The 18,752-nt window shown below is 73.3% G+C and carries 14 protein-coding genes and 3 tRNA genes; 8 read left to right on the top strand and 9 right to left on the bottom strand.

The genetic code is table 11. From position 1 onward, the window contains the following. Window positions 1–60: 60 nt before the first annotated feature. From AIF0345_RS14195 to purM, 4 genes are all read left to right on the top strand, one after another. Window positions 61–957: an NAD(P)-dependent oxidoreductase gene (locus tag AIF0345_RS14195; RefSeq protein WP_268917072.1), complete on the top strand. Its 897-nt coding sequence runs from the start codon at window positions 61–63 to the stop codon at window positions 955–957. Window positions 958–965: 8 nt separating this feature from the next. After that, complete coding sequence (locus AIF0345_RS14190; RefSeq protein WP_043559870.1) at window positions 966–2,336, top strand: GntP family transporter; 1,371 nt, start codon at window positions 966–968, stop codon at window positions 2,334–2,336. A 1,099-nt stretch (window positions 2,337–3,435) separates the two neighbouring features. Then, complete coding sequence (purF, locus tag AIF0345_RS14185; protein WP_404975942.1) at window positions 3,436–5,310, top strand: amidophosphoribosyltransferase; 1,875 nt, start codon at window positions 3,436–3,438, stop codon at window positions 5,308–5,310. Further along, the gene (gene purM, locus AIF0345_RS14180; protein ID WP_043559866.1) at window positions 5,307–6,470 is read left to right on the top strand and encodes a phosphoribosylformylglycinamidine cyclo-ligase; all 1,164 of its coding nucleotides are present in this window, start codon (window positions 5,307–5,309) and stop codon (window positions 6,468–6,470) included. Before purF ends, purM begins: the two co-directional genes overlap by 4 nt. 48 nt (window positions 6,471–6,518) lie before the next feature. On the opposite strand, the gene AIF0345_RS14175 is transcribed toward purM, so the two are convergent. From AIF0345_RS14175 to AIF0345_RS14145, 7 genes are all read right to left on the bottom strand, one after another. Next, a complete protein-coding gene (locus AIF0345_RS14175; protein WP_285296505.1) occupies window positions 6,519–7,160 on the bottom strand; it encodes a TetR/AcrR family transcriptional regulator in 642 nt (213 codons plus the stop codon). A gap of 141 nt (window positions 7,161–7,301) precedes the next feature. After that, window positions 7,302–7,541 (bottom strand): DUF3073 domain-containing protein, encoded by a 240-nt coding sequence (locus AIF0345_RS14170; protein ID WP_043559862.1) that lies wholly within the window; start codon window positions 7,539–7,541, stop codon window positions 7,302–7,304. 238 nt (window positions 7,542–7,779) lie between these two features. Continuing rightward, on the bottom strand, window positions 7,780–8,127 hold the full coding sequence (locus AIF0345_RS14165; RefSeq protein ID WP_285296504.1) for a DUF3618 domain-containing protein: 348 nt from the start codon (window positions 8,125–8,127) through the stop codon (window positions 7,780–7,782). Next, window positions 8,124–8,597, bottom strand: coding sequence for a hypothetical protein (locus tag AIF0345_RS14160; RefSeq protein WP_285296503.1), 474 nt, complete (start codon window positions 8,595–8,597; stop codon window positions 8,124–8,126). Before AIF0345_RS14160 ends, AIF0345_RS14165 begins: the two co-directional genes overlap by 4 nt. Then, the gene (locus tag AIF0345_RS14155) at window positions 8,594–9,055 is read right to left on the bottom strand and encodes a phage holin family protein (protein WP_268918010.1); all 462 of its coding nucleotides are present in this window, start codon (window positions 9,053–9,055) and stop codon (window positions 8,594–8,596) included. Before AIF0345_RS14155 ends, AIF0345_RS14160 begins: the two co-directional genes overlap by 4 nt. Window positions 9,056–9,269: 214 nt before the next feature. After that, window positions 9,270–11,006 (bottom strand): ABC transporter ATP-binding protein, encoded by a 1,737-nt coding sequence (locus AIF0345_RS14150; RefSeq protein ID WP_268918009.1) that lies wholly within the window; start codon window positions 11,004–11,006, stop codon window positions 9,270–9,272. Then, window positions 11,006–13,003: an ABC transporter ATP-binding protein gene (locus AIF0345_RS14145; RefSeq protein ID WP_285296502.1), complete on the bottom strand. Its 1,998-nt coding sequence runs from the start codon at window positions 13,001–13,003 to the stop codon at window positions 11,006–11,008. The genes AIF0345_RS14150 and AIF0345_RS14145 overlap by 1 nt, the downstream gene beginning before the upstream one ends. Before the next feature lie 333 nt (window positions 13,004–13,336). Between AIF0345_RS14145 and AIF0345_RS14140 the strand changes: the two genes are divergently transcribed. After that, entirely contained in the window at window positions 13,337–16,405 is a 3,069-nt protein-coding gene (locus AIF0345_RS14140) for a variant leucine-rich repeat-containing protein (RefSeq protein WP_285296501.1), read from the top strand. 112 nt (window positions 16,406–16,517) lie between these two features. Here AIF0345_RS14140 and AIF0345_RS14135 read toward each other — a convergent pair whose 3' ends face one another. Both AIF0345_RS14135 and AIF0345_RS14130 read right to left on the bottom strand, forming a co-directional pair. Further along, window positions 16,518–17,777 (bottom strand): glycoside hydrolase family 3 N-terminal domain-containing protein, encoded by a 1,260-nt coding sequence (locus AIF0345_RS14135; RefSeq protein ID WP_285296500.1) that lies wholly within the window; start codon window positions 17,775–17,777, stop codon window positions 16,518–16,520. Between the two features lie 59 nt (window positions 17,778–17,836). After that, window positions 17,837–18,226 (bottom strand): metallopeptidase family protein, encoded by a 390-nt coding sequence (locus AIF0345_RS14130; RefSeq protein ID WP_285296499.1) that lies wholly within the window; start codon window positions 18,224–18,226, stop codon window positions 17,837–17,839. Between the two features lie 121 nt (window positions 18,227–18,347). On the opposite strand from AIF0345_RS14130, the gene AIF0345_RS14125 reads away from it, so the two are divergent. From AIF0345_RS14125 to AIF0345_RS14115, 3 genes are all read left to right on the top strand, one after another. Beyond that, window positions 18,348–18,420 (top strand) — tRNA-Glu (locus AIF0345_RS14125). A 53-nt stretch (window positions 18,421–18,473) separates the two neighbouring features. After that, a tRNA-Asp gene (locus tag AIF0345_RS14120) sits at window positions 18,474–18,547 on the top strand. Between the two features lie 46 nt (window positions 18,548–18,593). Further along, a tRNA-Phe gene (locus tag AIF0345_RS14115) sits at window positions 18,594–18,666 on the top strand. Window positions 18,667–18,752 lie beyond the last annotated feature (86 nt).

Genomic DNA, 18,752 nt, shown 5'->3' with positions numbered 1-18,752 from the left:
GGGCGCCGGGACACCCAACCCACCGGGCCCCACCGGCCCGGCCGATCAAAGGAGATCATGATGACCACCACCATCGCCGTCCTCGGACTGGGCGCCATGGGACTGCCCATGGCCGAGAACCTGTCCAGGGGCTTCACCGTCCGCGGTTTCGACATCACCGCCGAGCGCCTGGCCGCCGCCGAGCGCGCCGGCATCGCCCCGGCCGCGAGCGCCGCCGACGCCGTCGGCGGGGCCGACGTCGTCCTGGTCGCCGTGCGCGACCGGGCCCAGCTCGAGACCCTCCTGTTCGGCCGGGACGGCATCGCCGCGCACATGGCGCCCGGCGCCGTCGTCCTGCTGACCTCCACCGTCGGCGGCGCCGGCGTGAGGGCCGTGGCCGCCCGCCTGGCCGAGGCGGGCCTGAGGCTCGTGGACGCCCCCGTCTCCGGCGGCCCGGTGCGGGCGGGCGAGGGCGACCTGCTCGTCGTCGTCGGCGCCGACGACGACGCCTGGGCGGCCGCCGAGGACGTCCTGGACGCCATGGCCTCCACCCTGGTGCGCGTGGGCGACGCGCCCGGCGACGGCCAGGCCATGAAGACCGTCAACCAGCTCCTGTGCGGCGTCCACATCGCCGCCGCCGGAGAGGCCCTCGCCCTGGCCCGGGCCCTCGGCCTGGACGCCGAGACCGCCCTCGAGGCCCTCATGGCCGGTGCCGCCTCCTCCTTCATGCTGGGCGACCGCGGCCCGCGCATGCTCCAGGCCTACGGCCCCGGAGGCGCCGACGACGTCGAGGTGCGCTCCGCCCTCAGCATCTTCGTCAAGGACATGGGCATCGTCACCGCCGCCGCCAAGGGCGCCGGGCTGTCCACCCCCGTGGCCGCGGCCGCCGAGCAGCTCTACCTCCAGGGCGCCACCCGCGGCCTGGGGGCCTGCGACGACTCCAGCGTCATCACCGTCGTCGCCCCCGAGAAGGGCTGAGGGCGCCCATGTCCGCCACCGTCCTTCTTCTCCTCGCGGCGGGAGCGATCGCCGTCCTGCTGGTTCTGGTCATCCGGGCCAGGATGAGCGCCTTCGTGTCCATGATCCTGGTCTCCATGGTGCTCGCCCTGGCCGCCCGCATCCCGGTGGGCGACGTCGTCCAGACCATGATCGACGGCATGGGCAAGACCCTGGGCACCGTCGCCATCATCGTGGGCCTGGGCGCCATGCTCGGACGCGCCATCGAGGCCGCCGGCGGCGCCGAGACCCTCGCCGACCGCTTCACGAGGATCCTCGGGCGCCACCGCGTCATCGCGGCGGTCACCGCGGCCTCCTTCATCCTGGGCATCCCGATCTTCTTCGACGTCGGCTTCATCATCCTGGCGCCCATCGTCTTCGGCTTCGCGCACATCGCCAGGATCAGCCCGCTCAAGATCGGGCTTCCCGTGGCCGCCACCCTGCTGACCCTCCACGTGGTCATCCCGCCCCACCCCGGGCCGGTCGCCTCCGCGGCCACTCTCGGCGTGGACGTCGGGCTGCTCACGATCATCGCCCTGCCCGTGTGCGCGGTGGTGGCCGTCGCCGCCTTCTACGCCTCGCGGCTGTTCAAGGTCGACTCCATCGTGCTCGAGGGCAGCCCCCTGGGCTCGGCGCAGGAGAGCGCCGAGTCCGCCTACCGGCCCGGCGGCGTGATCGCCAGGCCGCACGCCACCGGGCCGGGTACGGTCGTCTTCCTCATCGTCGAGCCGATCGCCCAGATCATGCTGGGGACCGTCGGGCAGCTGGTCACCGAGGAGGGCGCCGCCGCCCACGCCGTCCTGGGCTTCCTCGGGTCCTCCACGACGGCGCTGCTCACCGCCGTGCTCCTGGCCTATGTCATTATCGGGCATCAGCAGGGCTGGAACCTCGAGCAGCGCGGGAAGGTCCTGGACTCGGCGCTGCCGGACGTGGCCACGATCGTGTTCGTCACCGGCGCCGGGGGCGTCTTCGCCGCCGTGCTCGTGGCCAGCGGCATCGGCAACGCCCTGGCCCAGGCCCTCGCCGGCATCCACATGCCGATCATTGTCACCGCCTTCGTCATCTCGCTGGCGCTGCGCGCCTCCCAGGGGTCGGCGACTGTGGCGATCCTGACCACCGGCGGGCTGCTCGCCGACGCCATCGCCGCCGGCGGGTACTCCGCGGTCCAGGTCGTCCTCATCCAGATGGCGATCGGCTTCGGTGCGCTGGGCCTGTCCCACATCAGCGACTCGGGGTTCTGGATCGTCACCAAGTACATGGGCCTGTCGGTCAAGGACGGCTTGAAGACGTGGACGGCCCTGTCCACCATCGCGGGGCTGGTGGGGTTCGCCCTCACCGGCGCCCTGTGGCTCGTCGTCTGAGTCTGCGGGGCCGGGGAGCGCGCCGCTGGCCGCGGTGCCAGCCGTCCGGTGTTGCGCCGCTCGCCTGCCGGCTGGCGGCTGGCGGCAGCCGATCGCCGCCGCTTGGTGCCGCCGCCCGTCTGCCGGCCGGCGGCAGCCGATCGAGGGCAGGCCGGTCATGGCGCCGGGCGCGAGGGCGCTGATGGCGTTGCGACCGGCTGGGCGGGCGTCCACCCGCGCTCCAGCGCGGGTCGGGCCGGATGGGTGTCCATCAGAATGACATTGACCGGCCAAGACGCCGAAGCGCGAATGGAGAACCGCATGATTGCAAGGATTCCTCCGAGGTGTACGGGACCGGGGCACTCTAATGTCATTCTGGCGGACACCCGCCCCCGGAGGCCCGTCCCACGCGCGGCCTTGGCTCTGCACCCCGCGCGCGGTTGGGGCCGATCCAGATGCACCCGGCCCCTCAGCGGGATCAGTCCCACACCTCGCGCGCGGTTGGGGCCGAGTGGGAGGGTGCGCGGGCGGGGTTGCACATGGGAGGGGAGGGCTTTCGCGGGGCGGGTGCGGTGTTTCGTTGAGATTCTGCGGTTCTTCGGGGTTCGTCAAGATGAGCTGCCGCGCTCCCATGTGCGCGCAGGGGGGTCTGTGCACATGGGAGCGCGGCAGCTCATCTTGACGGGTAGTCGAAAACGGCGGAATCATGCGGAAAGGTCGCACTCGCCCCGGCGGGCTCCTCTTCTCCCATGTGCGGTCCCCTCCTCTCGGCCGGATCGTCGCACGCCGCCGGCGCCGGCCGGGGCGGGCGGGGAGCCTCAACGTCAACGGAAGTTCGTCACGTCAACGTGCCTTTCTCCCATCCTTCTGGGGGTAGACCTCAGAAGGATGGGAGAAAGGCACGTTGACGTTGGGAAGGTACGTTCACGTTCCGGTGCGCCAGGCGGGTGCCCGGGCGCTGCGCCTGCTCACGGTCCCGGCGCCCGTCCCGGCCCGCGCCCGAGACGGGTGCGGGCGGATCGACTCAAGACCCACGCTCCTCATGCAATTCCTGCCGTGCCCCGAGGCGGGCGCAGGCGGATTGCGGCGCCCGGCGGGCCGCGTGTGGAAGACTGATCGGGTGAGCCTCGGCGACAGCACCCTGACCACCATCCGCCCCGCCCCGCCCGACGCCGTCACATCGCCCCGGCGGGCCGCCCCGGCAGGCCGCCTGGCCGAGCTCGAGCCCAGCCCGGCCGAGGAGTGCGGCGTCTTCGGCGTGTGGGCCCCCGGCGAGGAGGTCTCCCGCCTGGCCTACTTCGGGCTCTACGCCCTCCAGCACCGCGGACAGGAGGCCGCCGGCATCGCCTCCACCGAGGGCTCCCACATCCTGGTCTACAAGGACCTCGGCCTGGTCTCCCAGGTCTTCGACGACCGCACCCTGTCCTCCCTGACCGGGCACCTCGCCGTCGGGCACGTCCGCTACGCCACCACCGGGGCCACCACCTGGGAGAACGCCCAGCCCATGCTCGGGCCGGTCGCCGGCTCCACCCTGGCTCTGACCCACAACGGCAACCTCACCAACACCCGCGAGCTCATGGAGGCGGTGCGCGCCACCAGCGGCGAGGACCTCAGCGGCGAGCTCGGTCGCGGCTCCTCGACGGACACCGCCGTTATTGCCGCGCTCATGAACCTCGTCTCCGAGCGCGGGCGCCTCGCGGCCCGGGAAGCCGGCGTCGGCGCCGCTGCCGGCGGCCCGCCCGACGACCCCGACGCCGGCCTCTACCTCGACGACCCCGACGACCCCGGCCGCCGCGGCGCGCACCCCGTCGGGGAGGCCGGCTCCGCCCCGCTGACCGTCCCCCAGGCGGCCCGCCGCGTCCTGCCCATGCTGCGCGGCGCCTTCTCCCTGGTGTTCATGGACGAGCACACCCTGTACGCCGCCCGGGACCCCCACGGCGTGCGCCCCCTGGTCCTGGGGCGCTTGGAGCGCGGCTGGGTCGTGGCCTCGGAGACCGCGGCCCTCGACATCGTCGGAGCGAGCCCGGTGCGCGAGATCGAGCCCGGCGAGATGATCGAGATCGACGCCGACGGCGTGCGCTCGACCCGCTTCGCCCGGCCGCGCCGCTCGGGCTGCGTCTTCGAGTACGTCTACCTGGCCCGCCCCGACACCAAGATCGCCGGCCGGTCCGTCATCGCCTCCCGCAACGCCATGGGGGAGGCCCTGGCCCGAGAGCACCCGGTCGAGGCGGACCTGGTCATTGCCACCCCCGAGTCCGGCACGCCCGCCGCCATCGGCTACGCCCAGGCCTCCGGCATCCCCTACGGCCAGGGGCTGGTCAAGAACGCCTACGTCGGGCGCACCTTCATCCAGCCCACCCAGACCCTGCGCCAGCTCGGCATCCGCCTCAAGCTCAACCCCGTGCGCGAAGTCATCGCCGGCAAGCGGCTCGTCGTCGTCGACGACTCCATCGTGCGGGGCAACACCCAGAGGGCCCTGGTGCGCATGCTGCGGGAGGCCGGCGCCGCCGAGATCCACATCCGCATCTCCTCCCCGCCGGTGCTGTGGCCGTGCTTCTACGGCATCGACTTCGCCACCCGCGCCGAGCTCATCGCCACCTCCATGAGCGCGGAGCAGATCCGCGAGTCCATCGGCGCCGACTCCCTCGGCTACCTGTCCGTCGGCGGCATGGTCGAGGCCACCGGGCAGCCGCGCAGCCAGCTGTGCACCGCCTGCTTCACCGGCGACTACCCCATCCCCCCGCCCGCCGAGGGGGCGGTGCCGGGGACGCTGCCCGTCTCCCGGGTGCCCGCCGTCTACCGCCGCCGGGCCGACGACGCCGGGGAGCCGGTCTTCGCGCCCATCCCCCCGGACCGGATCACCCGCCCCGACCTGACCGCGAGCGCGTCTCCCGCCCCCCGGCCGGCCCCGGCGCGCCCGGGCGCCGCGCCCACCGGGCCTGCCGCGCCCATAGCGCCCGCTGCAACCGACCCCGCCGAAGGAGCCAGCCGATGAGCCCCCGCCCCCAGCCCGCCGCCGCCGACGTCGTCCCGGCCGCCGGGACCACCTACGCCGCCGCCGGGGTTGACACCGCCGCCGGCGACCGCGCCGTCGAGCTCATGAAGGCCTCCGTGGCCGCCACCATGACGCCGGCCGTGGTCGGGGGAGTCGGCGGCTTCGCCGGCCTGGTCGACGTCTCCTCCCTGCGCGGGGCCCGCCGCCCCCTGCTGGCCGCCTCCACCGACGGCGTGGGCACCAAGGTCGCCATCGCCCGGGCCCTCGACGTCCACGACACCATCGGCCAGGACCTGGTCGGCATGGTCGTCGACGACATTGTCGTGGTCGGCGCCCGCCCCCTGCTCATGACCGACTACATCGCGTGCGGGCGCGTCGTCCCCGAGCGCATCGCCGACATCGTGCGCGGCGTGGCCGCCGCCTGCGCCTCCGTCGGCACGCCCCTGCTGGGCGGGGAGACCGCCGAGCACCCCGGCCTCATGGACCCGGACGAGTACGACCTCGCCGGCGCCGCCACCGGGGTCGTCGAGGCCGACCGGGTGCTGGGGCCCGAGCGCGTGCGCCCCGGCGACGTCCTGATCGCCATGGCCTCCTCGGGCCTGCACTCCAACGGCTACTCCCTGGTGCGGCGCGTGGTCGCCGACGCCGACTGGGGCCTGGAGCGGACCGTGCCCGAGCTCGGCCGCACCCTGGGCGAGGAGCTGCTCGAGCCGACCCGCCTGTATACCAAGGCCTGCCTGGCCATGCTCGGGGCGCTCGGCCCGGACGCGGCGCCCTCGCCGCTCCACGCGCTGTCCCACGTCACCGGCGGGGGTCTGGCCGCGAACCTCGCCCGGGTCCTGCCCGCCGACCTGGTCGCCGACGTCGACCGCTCCGGCTGGATCGTCCCGCCTGTCTTCGACCTCGTGCGGCGGCTCGGCTCCGTCCCGTGGGACGACCTGGAGGGCACCCTCAACCTGGGGGTGGGCATGGTCGCCGTCGTCGATCCGGAGTGGGCCGACGCCGTCCTGGGCGTGGCGCAGGCGGCCGATATCCCCGCCTGGGTGCTCGGCGGCGTCCACGAGGCGCAGAGCTACGGGCCGCGGGGCCGGCTGGTGGCCGGCACCAAGGGCGTGGACGGCGGCGCCGTGGACGTCTTCGGGAGCTACCGCACCGCCTGAGCGCGGCGGAGCGTGCTCGGCGTTGAGGGAGCCCGGGCGGGCTCGGCGTCAGAAGCGCCCGGGCACGGAGATGGAGACGGGGTCAGCCCCCAGGAGCAGGGCGGCCGTGCGCGCCAGAGCCGCCTGGCGCCGCGCGGCCGAGGCGTCTGCCGCCGAGGCGCCGCCGCCGTCCTCCGCGGGCGGGAAGATGCCGCCCTCGAGCAGGGTGAGTCCGGCCGCGAGAATGACCTCGACGCTGCCGTGCGGGTCGGGCGTGCTCAGCTCGCCGGCCGCGACGCCCTCCTCGACCACGCGGGTGAGGATGGGGACCAGGCGCGCGTAGCCCTCGGTCATGGACAGGACGTGGAACCGCAGGTTCCCGCTCGAACGGAGCTGCTGGGCGAGCTCGATGTCCTCCTCGGGCGCGCGCGCCGCGGCCACGGCCGCCAGGAAGCGCTCCGGCGCGGGCCCCGGCGCGCTCGCGGCGCGGGCCGCGCGCTCGGCGATCGCGTCCGAGGCGCGCACGACGATCGCGTCGAGGATCGACTCCTTGCCGGGGAAGTGGTGGTAGAGCGTGCCCTTGGCGATGCCGACGGCGTCCAGGATGTCCTCGATCGTGGTGGCGTCGTAGCCCTTGGCGAGGAAGAGGCGGTGGGCGGCGTCGAGGATCTGCGCCTGCCGGACCGGGGCGCTCAGGTGCTGTGGGGCCATGCGAATCTCCAAACTGAAACCGACTGCCGGTCGGCCCTGGTGCCGAGTATGCGCCTGCCCGTCGCGCGCTGCAAGTAGGGGCGGGCGCAAAAAGGGGTCGGCAGGCGCAGCGCCTGCCGACCCCTCCGTGTCAACCCCGGGTCAGCTCCGACGGCCTGGCCCCGCCCCGCTGACGTCCGAACCATCCGAGTCGTCCCAGTCGTCATCGTCGACCGCGTACTTGGCGGCCAGCTGCTCGTAGTCGACCTCGTCGTCGGACTCGGTGCCCGACGACCGGGAGACGAGCTCTCGCTCGAGTGCCGCGTAGTCGGTCGCCGGGCTGAAGTACTTGAGCTTACGGGCGACCTTGGTCGCCTTGGCCTTCTGACGGCCGCGCCCCATAGGCTCGACCCCCTCCAACAATCTCTGGGCGCGCACATGGACGCGCTTCACTTGGGCAAATGTGTCGTGGCCCAACCGTACAACGAGCGCACGTGTCAGCACCATTCGGCACCGCCCCTGCGGCCGTGGCACCGCCCACGCGGCGGGGGTCACGTTCCTCGGGGAAAGCCCCGCCGACGCGGCCGGATCCGGACGGCTCCCCGGGCTCTCCCCGCCGGTGCCGAGCGCCTGGCGGGCCTCAGCGCCGCAGCATCCGGCCGACGACCAGCGACACGGCGAGCGCCCCGCCGGCCGCCGCGGCCAGCCGCCTGATCGCCTCGGAGTCGCCCGCACGCGCGTCCTCGACGGTCCGCCGGGTGCGGTCGCGCAGGCCGGTGGCGGCGGCCTCGGCGCGGTCGCGCAGGCTGGTGGCAGCGGCCTCGGCGCGGTCGCGCAGGTCCTCCCCGGCCAGGCGCGCCCGGGTCCGCGGGTCCACCCGCGCCGCCAGCTCGTCCACGCCGGCCGCCAGCGTCTCGCGCTGGGCCCGCAGCCTCGCCTCGATGTCCTCGGGGCCCTCGAGCGCCCGCGCGGCGGTCCGCCCGCTCACCGGCGCACCGCCTTGACGACGGCGACCGCGCTGAGCCCCGCCAGCACGGCGACGGCGCCGGTCACGATGGCGAGCGAGACGGGCTCGCCGTCACGGGCGTCGTCGACCAGTCGAGCCAGCCGGTTGCGGACCGAGGCGGGGGAGATCCTCGCAGTCGCGGCCCTCAGGTACGCGCAGCCTATGGGGCAGGAGCCGGCGGGCGCCTCGCGCACCAGCGGGTCGTCCCTCACCAGGCCGGCGCGCGCCTTGAGACGGGCCGCGCTGATTCCGGCCCGCCTGCGCCACTCGGCGGCGGTACCCTGGACCGTCCGGTGCGCCACCGACTTCAGCGCCTCGGGCGCCATGACGGCGGCCAGCGCCTCGACGTCGTCGACCAGCTGGGCGCGCTGTGCGGCCAGCGCGGCCTCAATGGCCTCGGGGGACCGGGCGGGGGGCCGCTGCCCCGGCTGCGTCACCTGCTTCGGGCTCACCGCCGACCGCCCTTCTCCAGGCCGGAGGCGACCGCCTTCTTGACGGCGTCGACGTCCTCGCGCAGCCGCACCTGCGGCTCGGGCAGGTCGGCCCTGGCCGCCTTCAGCCGGTCCCTGCCCGGCAGCGCCGCCGCCACGGCCGCGGCGAACAGGACGACGGCGACAATGAGCTTGGCCGCCCACGCCGGCATCACCAGGGCCAGCAGGTCGACGACGGCGCCCAGCAGGAAGCCGAGGCCGAACAGGGCGGCGACGGCGGCGGCCACCAGGAGGACCGCACCCGCGCCCGCGGTGCTCGCCACGCGCAGGGCCTTGGCCTTGGTCAGCTCGATCTCGCCCTTGATCAGGCCCGAGACGTTCTCGGAGATGCGGCTGATCAGCTCGCCGATCGTGGACTGATCGGGGCGGCGCGCCGCCGATGCGAGCGGCGTGCGGGGTGGTTGTGGCTGTTGGGTCATAGGATCGACCTTCATCCGGTGCGGGTGCTCGCGGCGGCGAGCGTCGTGTGTGAATCTACCGTGCACAGAATCTCACACGGCGGGCGTCGGCGGGGTACCGCTTCGGCGGCGAGCGGGGTCCGGCGGCGCCCAGGACGCTTACTACGCTCCTTTGTCCCTTACTGTACGAGGAGAAGGAGCGTAGTAAGCGCTGAGTCCCCCTGGAGCCGGGCGTCTACTCCTGGCTCCACGCCTCCCACAGGCCCGCGTACTCCCCGCCGCGGGCGACGAGCTCGGCGTGCGTGCCCAGCTCCACGATCCGCCCGTCCATGACGACGGCCACCCGGTCGGCGTCCTGCGCCGTGTAGAGCCGGTGCGCCACCTCGACGACCGTGCGCCCCGCCAGCGCGGTGGACAGCGTCCGCTCCAGCGTGCGCGCGGCGTGCGGGTCGAGCAGCGAGGTCGCCTCGTCCAGGATGAGGGTGTGCGGGTCCAGCAGCACCAGGCGCGCCAGGGCCACCTCCTGGGCCTGGGCCGGGGTGAGCGCCAGGTGCCCGGAGCCCACCATGGTGCCCATCCCGTCCTTGAGCCCGTCCACCCAGGCACCGGCCCCGATGGCCTCGAGGGCACGGCGGATGGTCGCGTCGTCGGCGTCGGGGCGCCCCAGGCGCACGTTGTCCGCGATGGTGCCCACGAACACGTGGTGCTCCTGGGTCACCAGGGCCACGTGGCGTCGCAGCTCGGTCTCGGCCAGGTCGGTCAGCGGCACCCCGCCCACCGTCACCGTCCCGGAGGTGGGCGGGTTGATGCCCGCCAGCATGCGCCCCAGGGTCGACTTGCCCGATCCCGAGGGCCCGACGACGGCGAGTCGCTCGCCCGGCACGAGGTCCAGGTCGATGCCGTGGAGCACCTCCACGCCCTCCCGGTAGGAGAAGCGGACGTCGCGCAGCACCATGCGCCTCCCGTCGGGGAGCTCGCCGGTGGGGGCGCGGTCGGCGGGCACCTCCTCGACGCCCAGGATGCGCGAGAGCGAGGCCTGCGAGACCTGGATCAGGTCGATCCAGAACATGAGCTGGGCGATGGGCTTGCGCAGCTCCATGGCGTACAGGGACACCGTGGTGATGGCCCCCAGGCTTGCGTGCCCGCCGGCGGCCAGGAGGGCGCCCCATAGGAGGATGACGACGACGGGCGCGCGCCAGGCGACGTCCAGGACGAGGAACAGGCGCAGCCGCAGCTCGGCGGTGTACCGCTCCAGGCCCCAGGCCTCCTCGACCGAGGCGGCGATGACGGCCTCGCGGTGCGTCCCGATGCCCAGGGCGTCGATGGTCTCAGCGTTCTCCACGGTCTCGGTCACCGCGCCGTTGAGGCGGGCGAAGGCCGCCGAGCCGGCCCGGTAGGCGGGCACCGAGATCGGCAGGTACCAGCTCATCATGGCCCACACGGGCGGCACGACGACGAGCAGGCCGGCGGCCAGCAGCGGGTCGCTGGCGGCGGCCGCGACAATGGTGAACACGATCGTCACCGTGCACACCATGATCTGGGGGATGCCCACGCGCACGAGGAACTCGATGCGCGAGACGTCGTTGGTGGTGCGGCCCACGAGGTCGCCGGTGCCGGCGGACTCGACGGCGCTCAGCGGCAGGTGGACGACGCGGTTCATCATGCGCTCGCGCAGGTCGGCGAAGACCGACTCGCCGAGCGTGCGGGCGTACATCTGGGCGAAGCGGTTGACGACCGCGCCCGCGATGGTGACGACCGCAATGACCAGGACGACCCGGTCGACGTAGCCGGCGGTGCCGGTGCCCGCGGCCACGCGCGTGACCAGGCGGCCCAGCAGCTGCGGGGCCACCAGCGTCGCCAGGACCGCGACCACCTGGAGGGCCAGCACGCCCGCGAAGCGCCACCGGTAGGAGGCCATGATCCGGAAAGTCTTGCGCAGGGCGACCTTGCCGGGGGCGACGGGGAGCGACATCAGCTTCTCGCCGCCCCGGCCGCGGTGGCGGCGTCCGGGCCGGCGGGCTCGCTCGGGCCGGCGGGCTCGCCGTCGCCGTCCGGGCCGCAGCCGGCGCCGTCGTCGTCCGGCTGCTCGCCGTAGGCCCGGGCCACGACGGCCCGGTAGGCCAGCGCGTCCGGGTCCCCCTCCCGGGCGCGGGCGAGCAGCTCGCGGTGGGTGGAGCGCGCCCGCTCGCCGTCGTCGTCCAGGAGGACGACCTCGTCACAGGCCTCCAGCACCAGCGGCGACTCGGTGGCGACAATGGTGGTGCGCCCCCGCCGCGCGGCGTGGAGACGGCGGGCCACGCGCGACTCGGTGTGGGAGTCCAGGGCGCTGGTCGGCTCGATGAGCACGAGGGCGGGGGCCTCGGTCAGCAGGGCGCGGGCCAGGGCCACGCGCTGGCGCTGGCCGCCGGACAGGGAGCGGCCCTTCTCCGTGATCATGCCGGCCAGGCCCCGGTCCAGGGAGGTCAGGACGTCGCCGGCGTCGGCGACCTCCAGGGCCGCGAGCAGGCGGTCGTCGCCGGGCAGCTCCTCGGCGGCGGGGTGCACGTCCTGGTCGGCGGCGTCCACCCCGGCCCGCTCGGCCTCCGCGGCCACGAGCGCGTCCACGCCGACGGGCTCGTGCGCCGCGGCGCCGCGCACGTCCAGAGCCTCGCGCAGCGTGCCGGTGAACAGCTCGGCGGTGGCGCCGGAGACCACGATCGAGGCGCGCACGTCGCGCAGCGGCATGCCGGTCAGCGGCCTGCCCGCCAGTGTGACCGCGGGGGCGTCGTCGTCGAAGCGCCCGAGCCGGGTGGCCAGCGCGGTGGAGGCCCCGGGGTCGGCGGCGACGACGGCGGTCATGCGGCCCGGCGCGAAGCGCACCCCGGAGGCCGCGTCGATGATCTCGCCAGCCACGACCTCGCCGTCGGCGGGATCCAGGGCCAGGCGCTCGGCGGCGGTGCCCGCGGCCGGGACGACGTCGAGCAGCCTGCCCAGGCGCCGCAGCCCGACCATGGCGCGCGTGTAGTCCTGCACTGAGGCGGAGAAGACCATGAGCGGCCACGACAGGTAGGCCGTGTAGCCGTAGAAGGTGACGAGCTCGCCGGCGCTGATGGCCCCGTCGATCGCCATGCGGGCGGCCGCCCACACGACGACAGCGACGAACAGGCCCGGCAGGAGCACCTGCAGGCTCATGAGCACCGACTGCGTGCCGGCCACCTCGACGCCACGCCGGCGCAGCTCCTGGGAGGCCTCGCGGTAGCGACGGGCGAAGACGTCCTCGCCGCCGATCCCGCGCAGGATGCGCAGGCCCGCCACCGTGTCGGTGGTGATAGTGGTGACCTCGGACTGGGCCTCGCGCTGGACGGCCTGGCGCCGCTGGAGGGGCCTGATGACCAGGGTGACGATCCAGGCGACCAGGGGCATGCCGATGAGCACGATGAGGCCTAGGCGCACCGAGACCGAGACCATGAGCACAGCCACCACCGCGAAGGACACGGCCGAGCCGATCAGCGGGGGCAGGCGCTCGAAGAAGTTGCCGATGTACTGGGCGTCGGAGGTCACCACCGAGGCGACCTCGCCGGTGGAGACCTGGTGGGGCAGGTCGGCGCCGGTGATGGAGACCTGGCGGCCCACGAGGCGGGCGACGTCGAAGTTGGTGCGCATCCAGGCGAGTACCCCGAAGTAGGACTGGGCGGTGTCGCCGACGGCGTAGACGACGAACAGGACCAGCAGGCTCAGGCAGATCGTCCACAGGCGCGCGTTGAGCCCGTTCTCGATGCCCGAATCCAGGGCGGCCCCCAGGAAGGTGGGCACGATCGCCTGGATCGTGTTGGACACGACGGCAGCCAGGCCCGCCACTGTCAGCGGTCCGGCGGCCCGGCGCGCGAGCCAGCCCAGCAGCGCCCGGACGCGGGAGGACGGCGGCTGCGGCAGGGGTGCATCAGGGGCAGGGATGAGCCATCCGGCGGCGTGCAGCAGAGGCATCGGCATGATGCCTGGAGGTTATCGGAGGCCGCCGGGGAGGGGACAGCGCGTTGTATCGCTTGGCGGGGTGAGAAGTGCCGCGCTTGCGGCGGGAATACGCTCGGGGCCGGGTCTCGGGCCGTCCCTGGCGAGGCGCGGTCGGACCTGCTGTCTCACGCGGTCGTACCTCGGGGCCGCAGTCGAGGGGAGGTCGAGGGGAGGAGGCGGAGGCCCGCCTGGCAGCAGGGTTCTGTTGCTCTGTGTTGCTCTGTCTAATTTTTAAGACACGGTACTCGCGGACGGATGGGGGGATACTGTGCTGTAGAGTGCACGGCAGCGATCTTCTGGAAGGCTTCCCGCATGGATCCCGAACAGCTTGCTGCGGCGGTGGCCGTGGCTGATGAGTCCCTTGCAGCGCAGACAACCGATTACAGGCTTCAGGCTGCCATCGCCCAGGACAGGCCCGACCTGTGGGCGGCACTGGCCTCGAATCCCACGACCTACCCCAGTCTGCTCACGTGGTTGTCCAGCATACAGGAGCCGGCCGTGCAGCGGGCGCTTGAGGCGCGTGGCATTGCCCCGCAGGCGGAGACGGTGCCTCAAACCGGAGAGGGCGCGCCTGAAGAAGGCCAGCCGGATGAGCCTGCCGAGCCGCAGGCGGACGGGGGTGCGCCTGAGGAGTTGGCCGGGCCGCAGGCCGTGGACGACGCCGAGTCCCAGACGGATGAGGCTGCGCCTGAGGAGTTGGCCGGGCCGCAGATCGAGGACGACGCCGAGTCCCAGGCCGACGAGGCCGCGCCTGAGGAGACTGCCGAGTCCCAGACGGATGAGGCTGCGCCTGAGGAGCTGGCCGGGCCGCAGATCGAGGACGACGCCGAGTCCCAGGCCGACGAGGCCGGGCCTGAGGAGGCCGCCGAGTCCCAGACGGATGAGGCTGCGCCTGAGGAGCTGGCCGGGCCGCAGATCGAGGACGACGCCGAGTCCCAGGCCGACGAGGCCGGGCCTGAGGAGGCCGCCGATGAGGAGCTGGCCGGGCCGCAGGCCGTGGACGACGCCGAGCCGCAGATGGACGAGGACAGGCCCGATGAGGCAGGGACCGAGGGGGCTGGGCCTGAGGAGGCCGCCGAGCCGCAGGCGGACGGGGGTGCGCCTGAGGAGGCCGCCGGGCCGCAGGCCGTGGACGACGCCGAGTCCCAGGCCGATGAGGCTGGGCCTGAGGAGACTGCCGAGTCCCAGGCCGATGAGGCTGGGCCTGAGGAGGCTGCCGAGTCCCAGACGGATGAGGCTGCGCCTGAGGAGGCCGCCGGGCCGCAGGCCGTGGACGACGCCGAGCCTCAGGCGGATGAGGGCGTACCTGAGGGGACCGGGCCTGAGGAGACTGCCGAGTCCCAGACGGATGAGGCTGGGCCTGAGGAGGCCGCCGAGCCGCAGGCCGAGGACGACGCCGAGCCGCAGATGGACGAGGACAGGCCCGATGAGGCAGGGACCGAGGGGACCGGGCCTGAGGAGGCCGCCGGGCCGCAGGCCGTGGACGACGCCGAGTCCCAGGCGGATGAGGGCGTACCTGAGGAGGCCGCCGGGCCGCAGATCGAGGACGACGCCGAGTCCCAGACGGATGAGGCTGCGCCTGAGGAGGCCGCCGGACCGCAGGCGGACGGGGCCGCGTCTGAGGAGCTGGCCGGGCCGCAGGCCGTGGACGACGCCGAGTCCCAGGCCGACGGGGCCGCGCCTGAGGAGGCCGCCGAGCCGCAGGCGGCCGAGGATGTGCCTGCGGAGGCGAGTGAGCCGGGGGCGGGCGTGGTCCTGTCGGAGGAGGAGGCCGCCGAGTCTCGGGCGGACGAGGCCGAGAAGACCGGCTCCGAGCCCGAGGACGAGACTGAGCCCCAGGAGCCCGCTGAGCCCCAGACCGATGGCAGCGCGCCTGCGGACGCGGGCGAGCCCCAGAAGGGGGAGGATGCGCCCGAAGCGGCGGCTGAGCCGCAGGTGGACAAGACCGTGCCGGTCGTGCTGCCGTTGAAAGCGCCTCCGGCGCCGGTGGTGGAGGCGCCTCCGGCGCCGTCGGTGGCGTCTTCGGCGCCGTCGGTGGCGTCTTCGGCGCCGTCGGTGGCGTCTTCGGCGCCGTCGGTGGCGTCTTCGGCGCCGTCGGTGGCGTCTTCGGCGCCGTCGGTGGCGTCTTCGGCGCCGTCGGTGGCGTCTTCGGCGGGGGCATCCGCCTCTCCGTCGGTGTCCCCGTTCTCAGCGGACTTCGCATCTCACGCCATGGCCGCTGCTTCTAACAGCTCCTATGCCTCTAGCGGTTCCTTCGTCCCGACTCAGGACCGGACGGCTGCTTCCCGCGGCTCGGCGGCGTCGCCTCCGAGATCCCGCAAGCTGATGATCGTCACGCTCGTTCTGGCGCTGCTGCTCGCCGGTGGAACAGGCGGGTGGTTCCTCATGAGCGCCATCTACAAGGACAGCCCCGTCGCCCTGAGCCTGCCCGGCACGGGTCGCAAGACTCACCAGGGGAAGAAGTCGGCGAGGGACTCGGCGACGTCGGACTCGGACTCGCGCTCGGTGTCCGCCGCCGATGACCCTGCGGGGACCAGCGCCACGAACTACGTGACGCCGTGCGGGAGCGCTCCCACCTTCACCCCCACATCCGTCAAGAACGGAGAGGGGGAGCTCAAGGTGGAGGTCAAGGTGACCGCCTCCTGCCCCAGCGGCGACGTCCTGGGCGGAACCGCCAACCACATCGAGATGAAGGGCCCGTCGCGATCCGACGGCACCGGGTCGGCCGACGCCCTCATCGCCTCGGGCGACTTCGACTTCTCCGACTCGCCGCTCGTGATTCCTGACTCTGGGACATCGCTGATGCTCCGCTTCGGGGACGGGCACTTCTTCCGCACGGCCGACGACGTGGATGTCAAGACCGTCACCGTTGATTGCACTCCGGACCGTGACTCCGGGGCGGGCGGAGCCACCGCGGGCACCTCGAGCGCCTCCGGCTCGTCCGGCCCGTCGTCGGCGGCAGCCTCCACGACGAGCAGAGACTCGACCTCCGAGGAGTCGGCGGCGGGGTCCTCCCTGCGATGGCAGGCCGATCACGACAAGCCTACGATCACCAGGAGCCTGACCGGCAAGTGGGTGGCGCAGCTGTCCTCGAAGAAGCCTGGCCTCGTCGCCGACGGCATCACCTGGGACAACCGCGCCACGCTCCAGGAGTTCCTCGAGCTGCGTCAGAAGTACCCCAGCGCCAAGCTCCTGTACAGCGAGGACTGGCCCGTCTTCGACGCCGGTGGCCAGTACTGGGTGACGATCGCCGGCACCCCGTACAGCACCGCGGCGGAGGCCAACGCCTGGTGCGAGGCGCAGGGCTTCGATGCCGAGCACTGCTTCGCCAAGTACATCGACACCAAGGGCCCCTCGGAGGGGACGACAGTGAACAGGTGAGTCCGTGCCCGGCCCCGAGCCTCGTGCCCCGGGGCCGGGCTGACTGACCTCACCCCCGTCGAGCCCACGCCCACCCCGAGCCTCGTGCCCCGGGGCCGGGCGCTCGACTCGCTTACGAGCCGTTCTTGAGCGCGAGCACACGGGCGACGGAGTCGTCCACCCGCTTGGCGAAGTCGGGATCGCCCTGCGCCTCGGCGACGAGTGCCTGCGCCATGTCGGCGACGATGGTGGCATCGGCCGAGGCCAGGACGATGTCGCAGCCGGCCCTGACGGCCTGGACGGCGCGCTCGGCGGGCGTGCGGTCCTGCACCTGGGCCGCGGCCGAGACGTCGTCGGTGATGACGACCCCGGTGAAGCCGAGGTCCCCGCGGAGCATGTCGGTGACGATGACCGGCGAGAACAGGGCCGGCGCGGAGGAGTCGATGAGCGAGTAGATCGCCGAGGACACCATGACGGCCTTGGCGCCCCTGGCGATCGCGTCGGCGAAGACGGACACGGCGGGGTCGTCGGAGCGTGCGGTGACGTCGTCGGTCACGCCGTCCGCCGTGTCCGTGTTGGCGGTCACCCGGCCCAGGCCGGGGAAGTGCTTGTAGGTCGCGATGAGGCCTGCGGCCTCCATCCCCTGGGCGAAGGCGGTTGCGCGGTCGAGCGCGGTGGCGGCGTCGTGCCCGTACTCGCGCTCCCACTTGCCGATGGGGCCGTTGCTCGACGGGTCCGAGATGTCAACGAGATCGGCTACGGGCGCCAGGTTCATGGTGATTCCGACGTCGGCGAGCTCCTTGCCCCACGTCTGGGCCTCGGCAGCCAGGTCGTCCCGGGACGTGGCCGCCTGCTCGGAGGCGGAGGGGATGTCGGAGAATCCGGCGCCCCCCAGGACCTGGACCTGGCCGCCCTCCTGATCGGTGGCCACGAGCATCGGGGTGCTGTGGGTGGTCTCAGGGCCCACCAGGCCGGTCAGGGAGGCGACGACGTCGCGCACCGCGTCGGCCCCGGACCGGGTCGGCTTGGCGATGAAGACGTTGCCGATGTGGTGGGCGGACACGGCGTCGAGCGCGGCCTTCTGAGCGCCCGAGGTCTCGGCGCCGACCATGAGGAGCTGGCCGACCTTCTGCTCCGTGGTCCAGCCCTCCAGCGGCCCCGGGGACGAGGAGGCGGTGGCCCCGGGGTCCGGCGCAGGCGATGACTCCACCGGGGCGGCGGCCGGGCTCGTGGTGGCCGGGTCGTCCGTGGGCTGTGAGTCGGCCGCCGGGCTCTTTGCGTCGCACCCGGCCAGGGCCGCGACCCCGAACAGGCCGGCGAGGACCACGGGGCGCCGCCCCACCGTCCGGCGGGCGGCAGATGGAGATGGACCGGTGAGGAAGTGGTCGTCCATGCTCGCCACCCTATTCCACTTCCCGCTCCGGCCATGAGACGTGCGCGGGGTTGGGCGGGTCACTCCCAGCCGAGCTCGTGGAGGCGGTCGTCGTCGATGCCGAAGTGGTGGGCGATCTCGTGAATGACCGTCACCTCGATCTCCTCGACCAGCTGCTCGCGGGTCGCGCACCAGCGCTCCAGCGGCCCCTTGAAGATCAGGATCCGGTCGGGCAGCACCATCGACCAGGCCTCGTCGCGCTCGGTGAGGGGGACGCCGTCGTACAGGCCCAGGAGGGTCGGCAGGCCGTCGGCGTCGTAGTCGGCCTCCGTGAGCAGCTCGGGCTCGGGCTCGTCGCGGACGAGGACGACGACATTGTCCATCTCGGCGGCGAGCCGGTCGGGGATCGAGTCCAGGGCGTTGCCGACGGCGGTCTCGAACTCCTCGTCGGACAGGTGCACCGGGCTCATGGGCCGAGCCTCTCACACCGCACCGCGGTGAGCAGACTCACGCCGGGGGGATTTGCGTGGAGGGAGCCCGGACCCATACTGTTCTACCCGGTTCGAGGCGCGACGACGCCAAGGGCAGTGGGCCCCCATCGTCTAGCGGCCCAGGACCCCGCCCTTTCACGGCGGTAGCACGGGTTCGAATCCCGTTGGGGGTACTGGCTCGTGCAAGTGAGATCGCTCATGAAGAGTCTGGCTTCGTGCCGAACGAGGCCTCGTGGCGCAGTTGGTTAGCGCGCCGCCCTGTCACGGCGGAGGTCGCGGGTTCAAGTCCCGTCGAGGTCGCGGAGAGTCGGTCCGGTCTGTTGAGGCCGGGCCGATGCCATCCCGAGGCTCTGTAGCTCAGTTGGTAGAGCGTTCGACTGAAAATCGAAAGGTCACCGGATCGACGCCGGTCGGAGCCACCGCGAAAGGCCCGGAACCCACAAGGTTCCGGGCCTTCGCTCCGTCTCACCATCTTCTTGCCGCTCCGCCGCTCGCCCCTTCGCCG

The sequence above is a fragment of the Actinomyces israelii genome (assembly GCF_030253495.1).
Classification (GTDB): domain Bacteria; phylum Actinomycetota; class Actinomycetes; order Actinomycetales; family Actinomycetaceae; genus Actinomyces; species Actinomyces israelii.
Note: the sequence above shows the minus strand (reverse complement) of the source record. Positions and strands in the feature narration are given on the sequence as shown.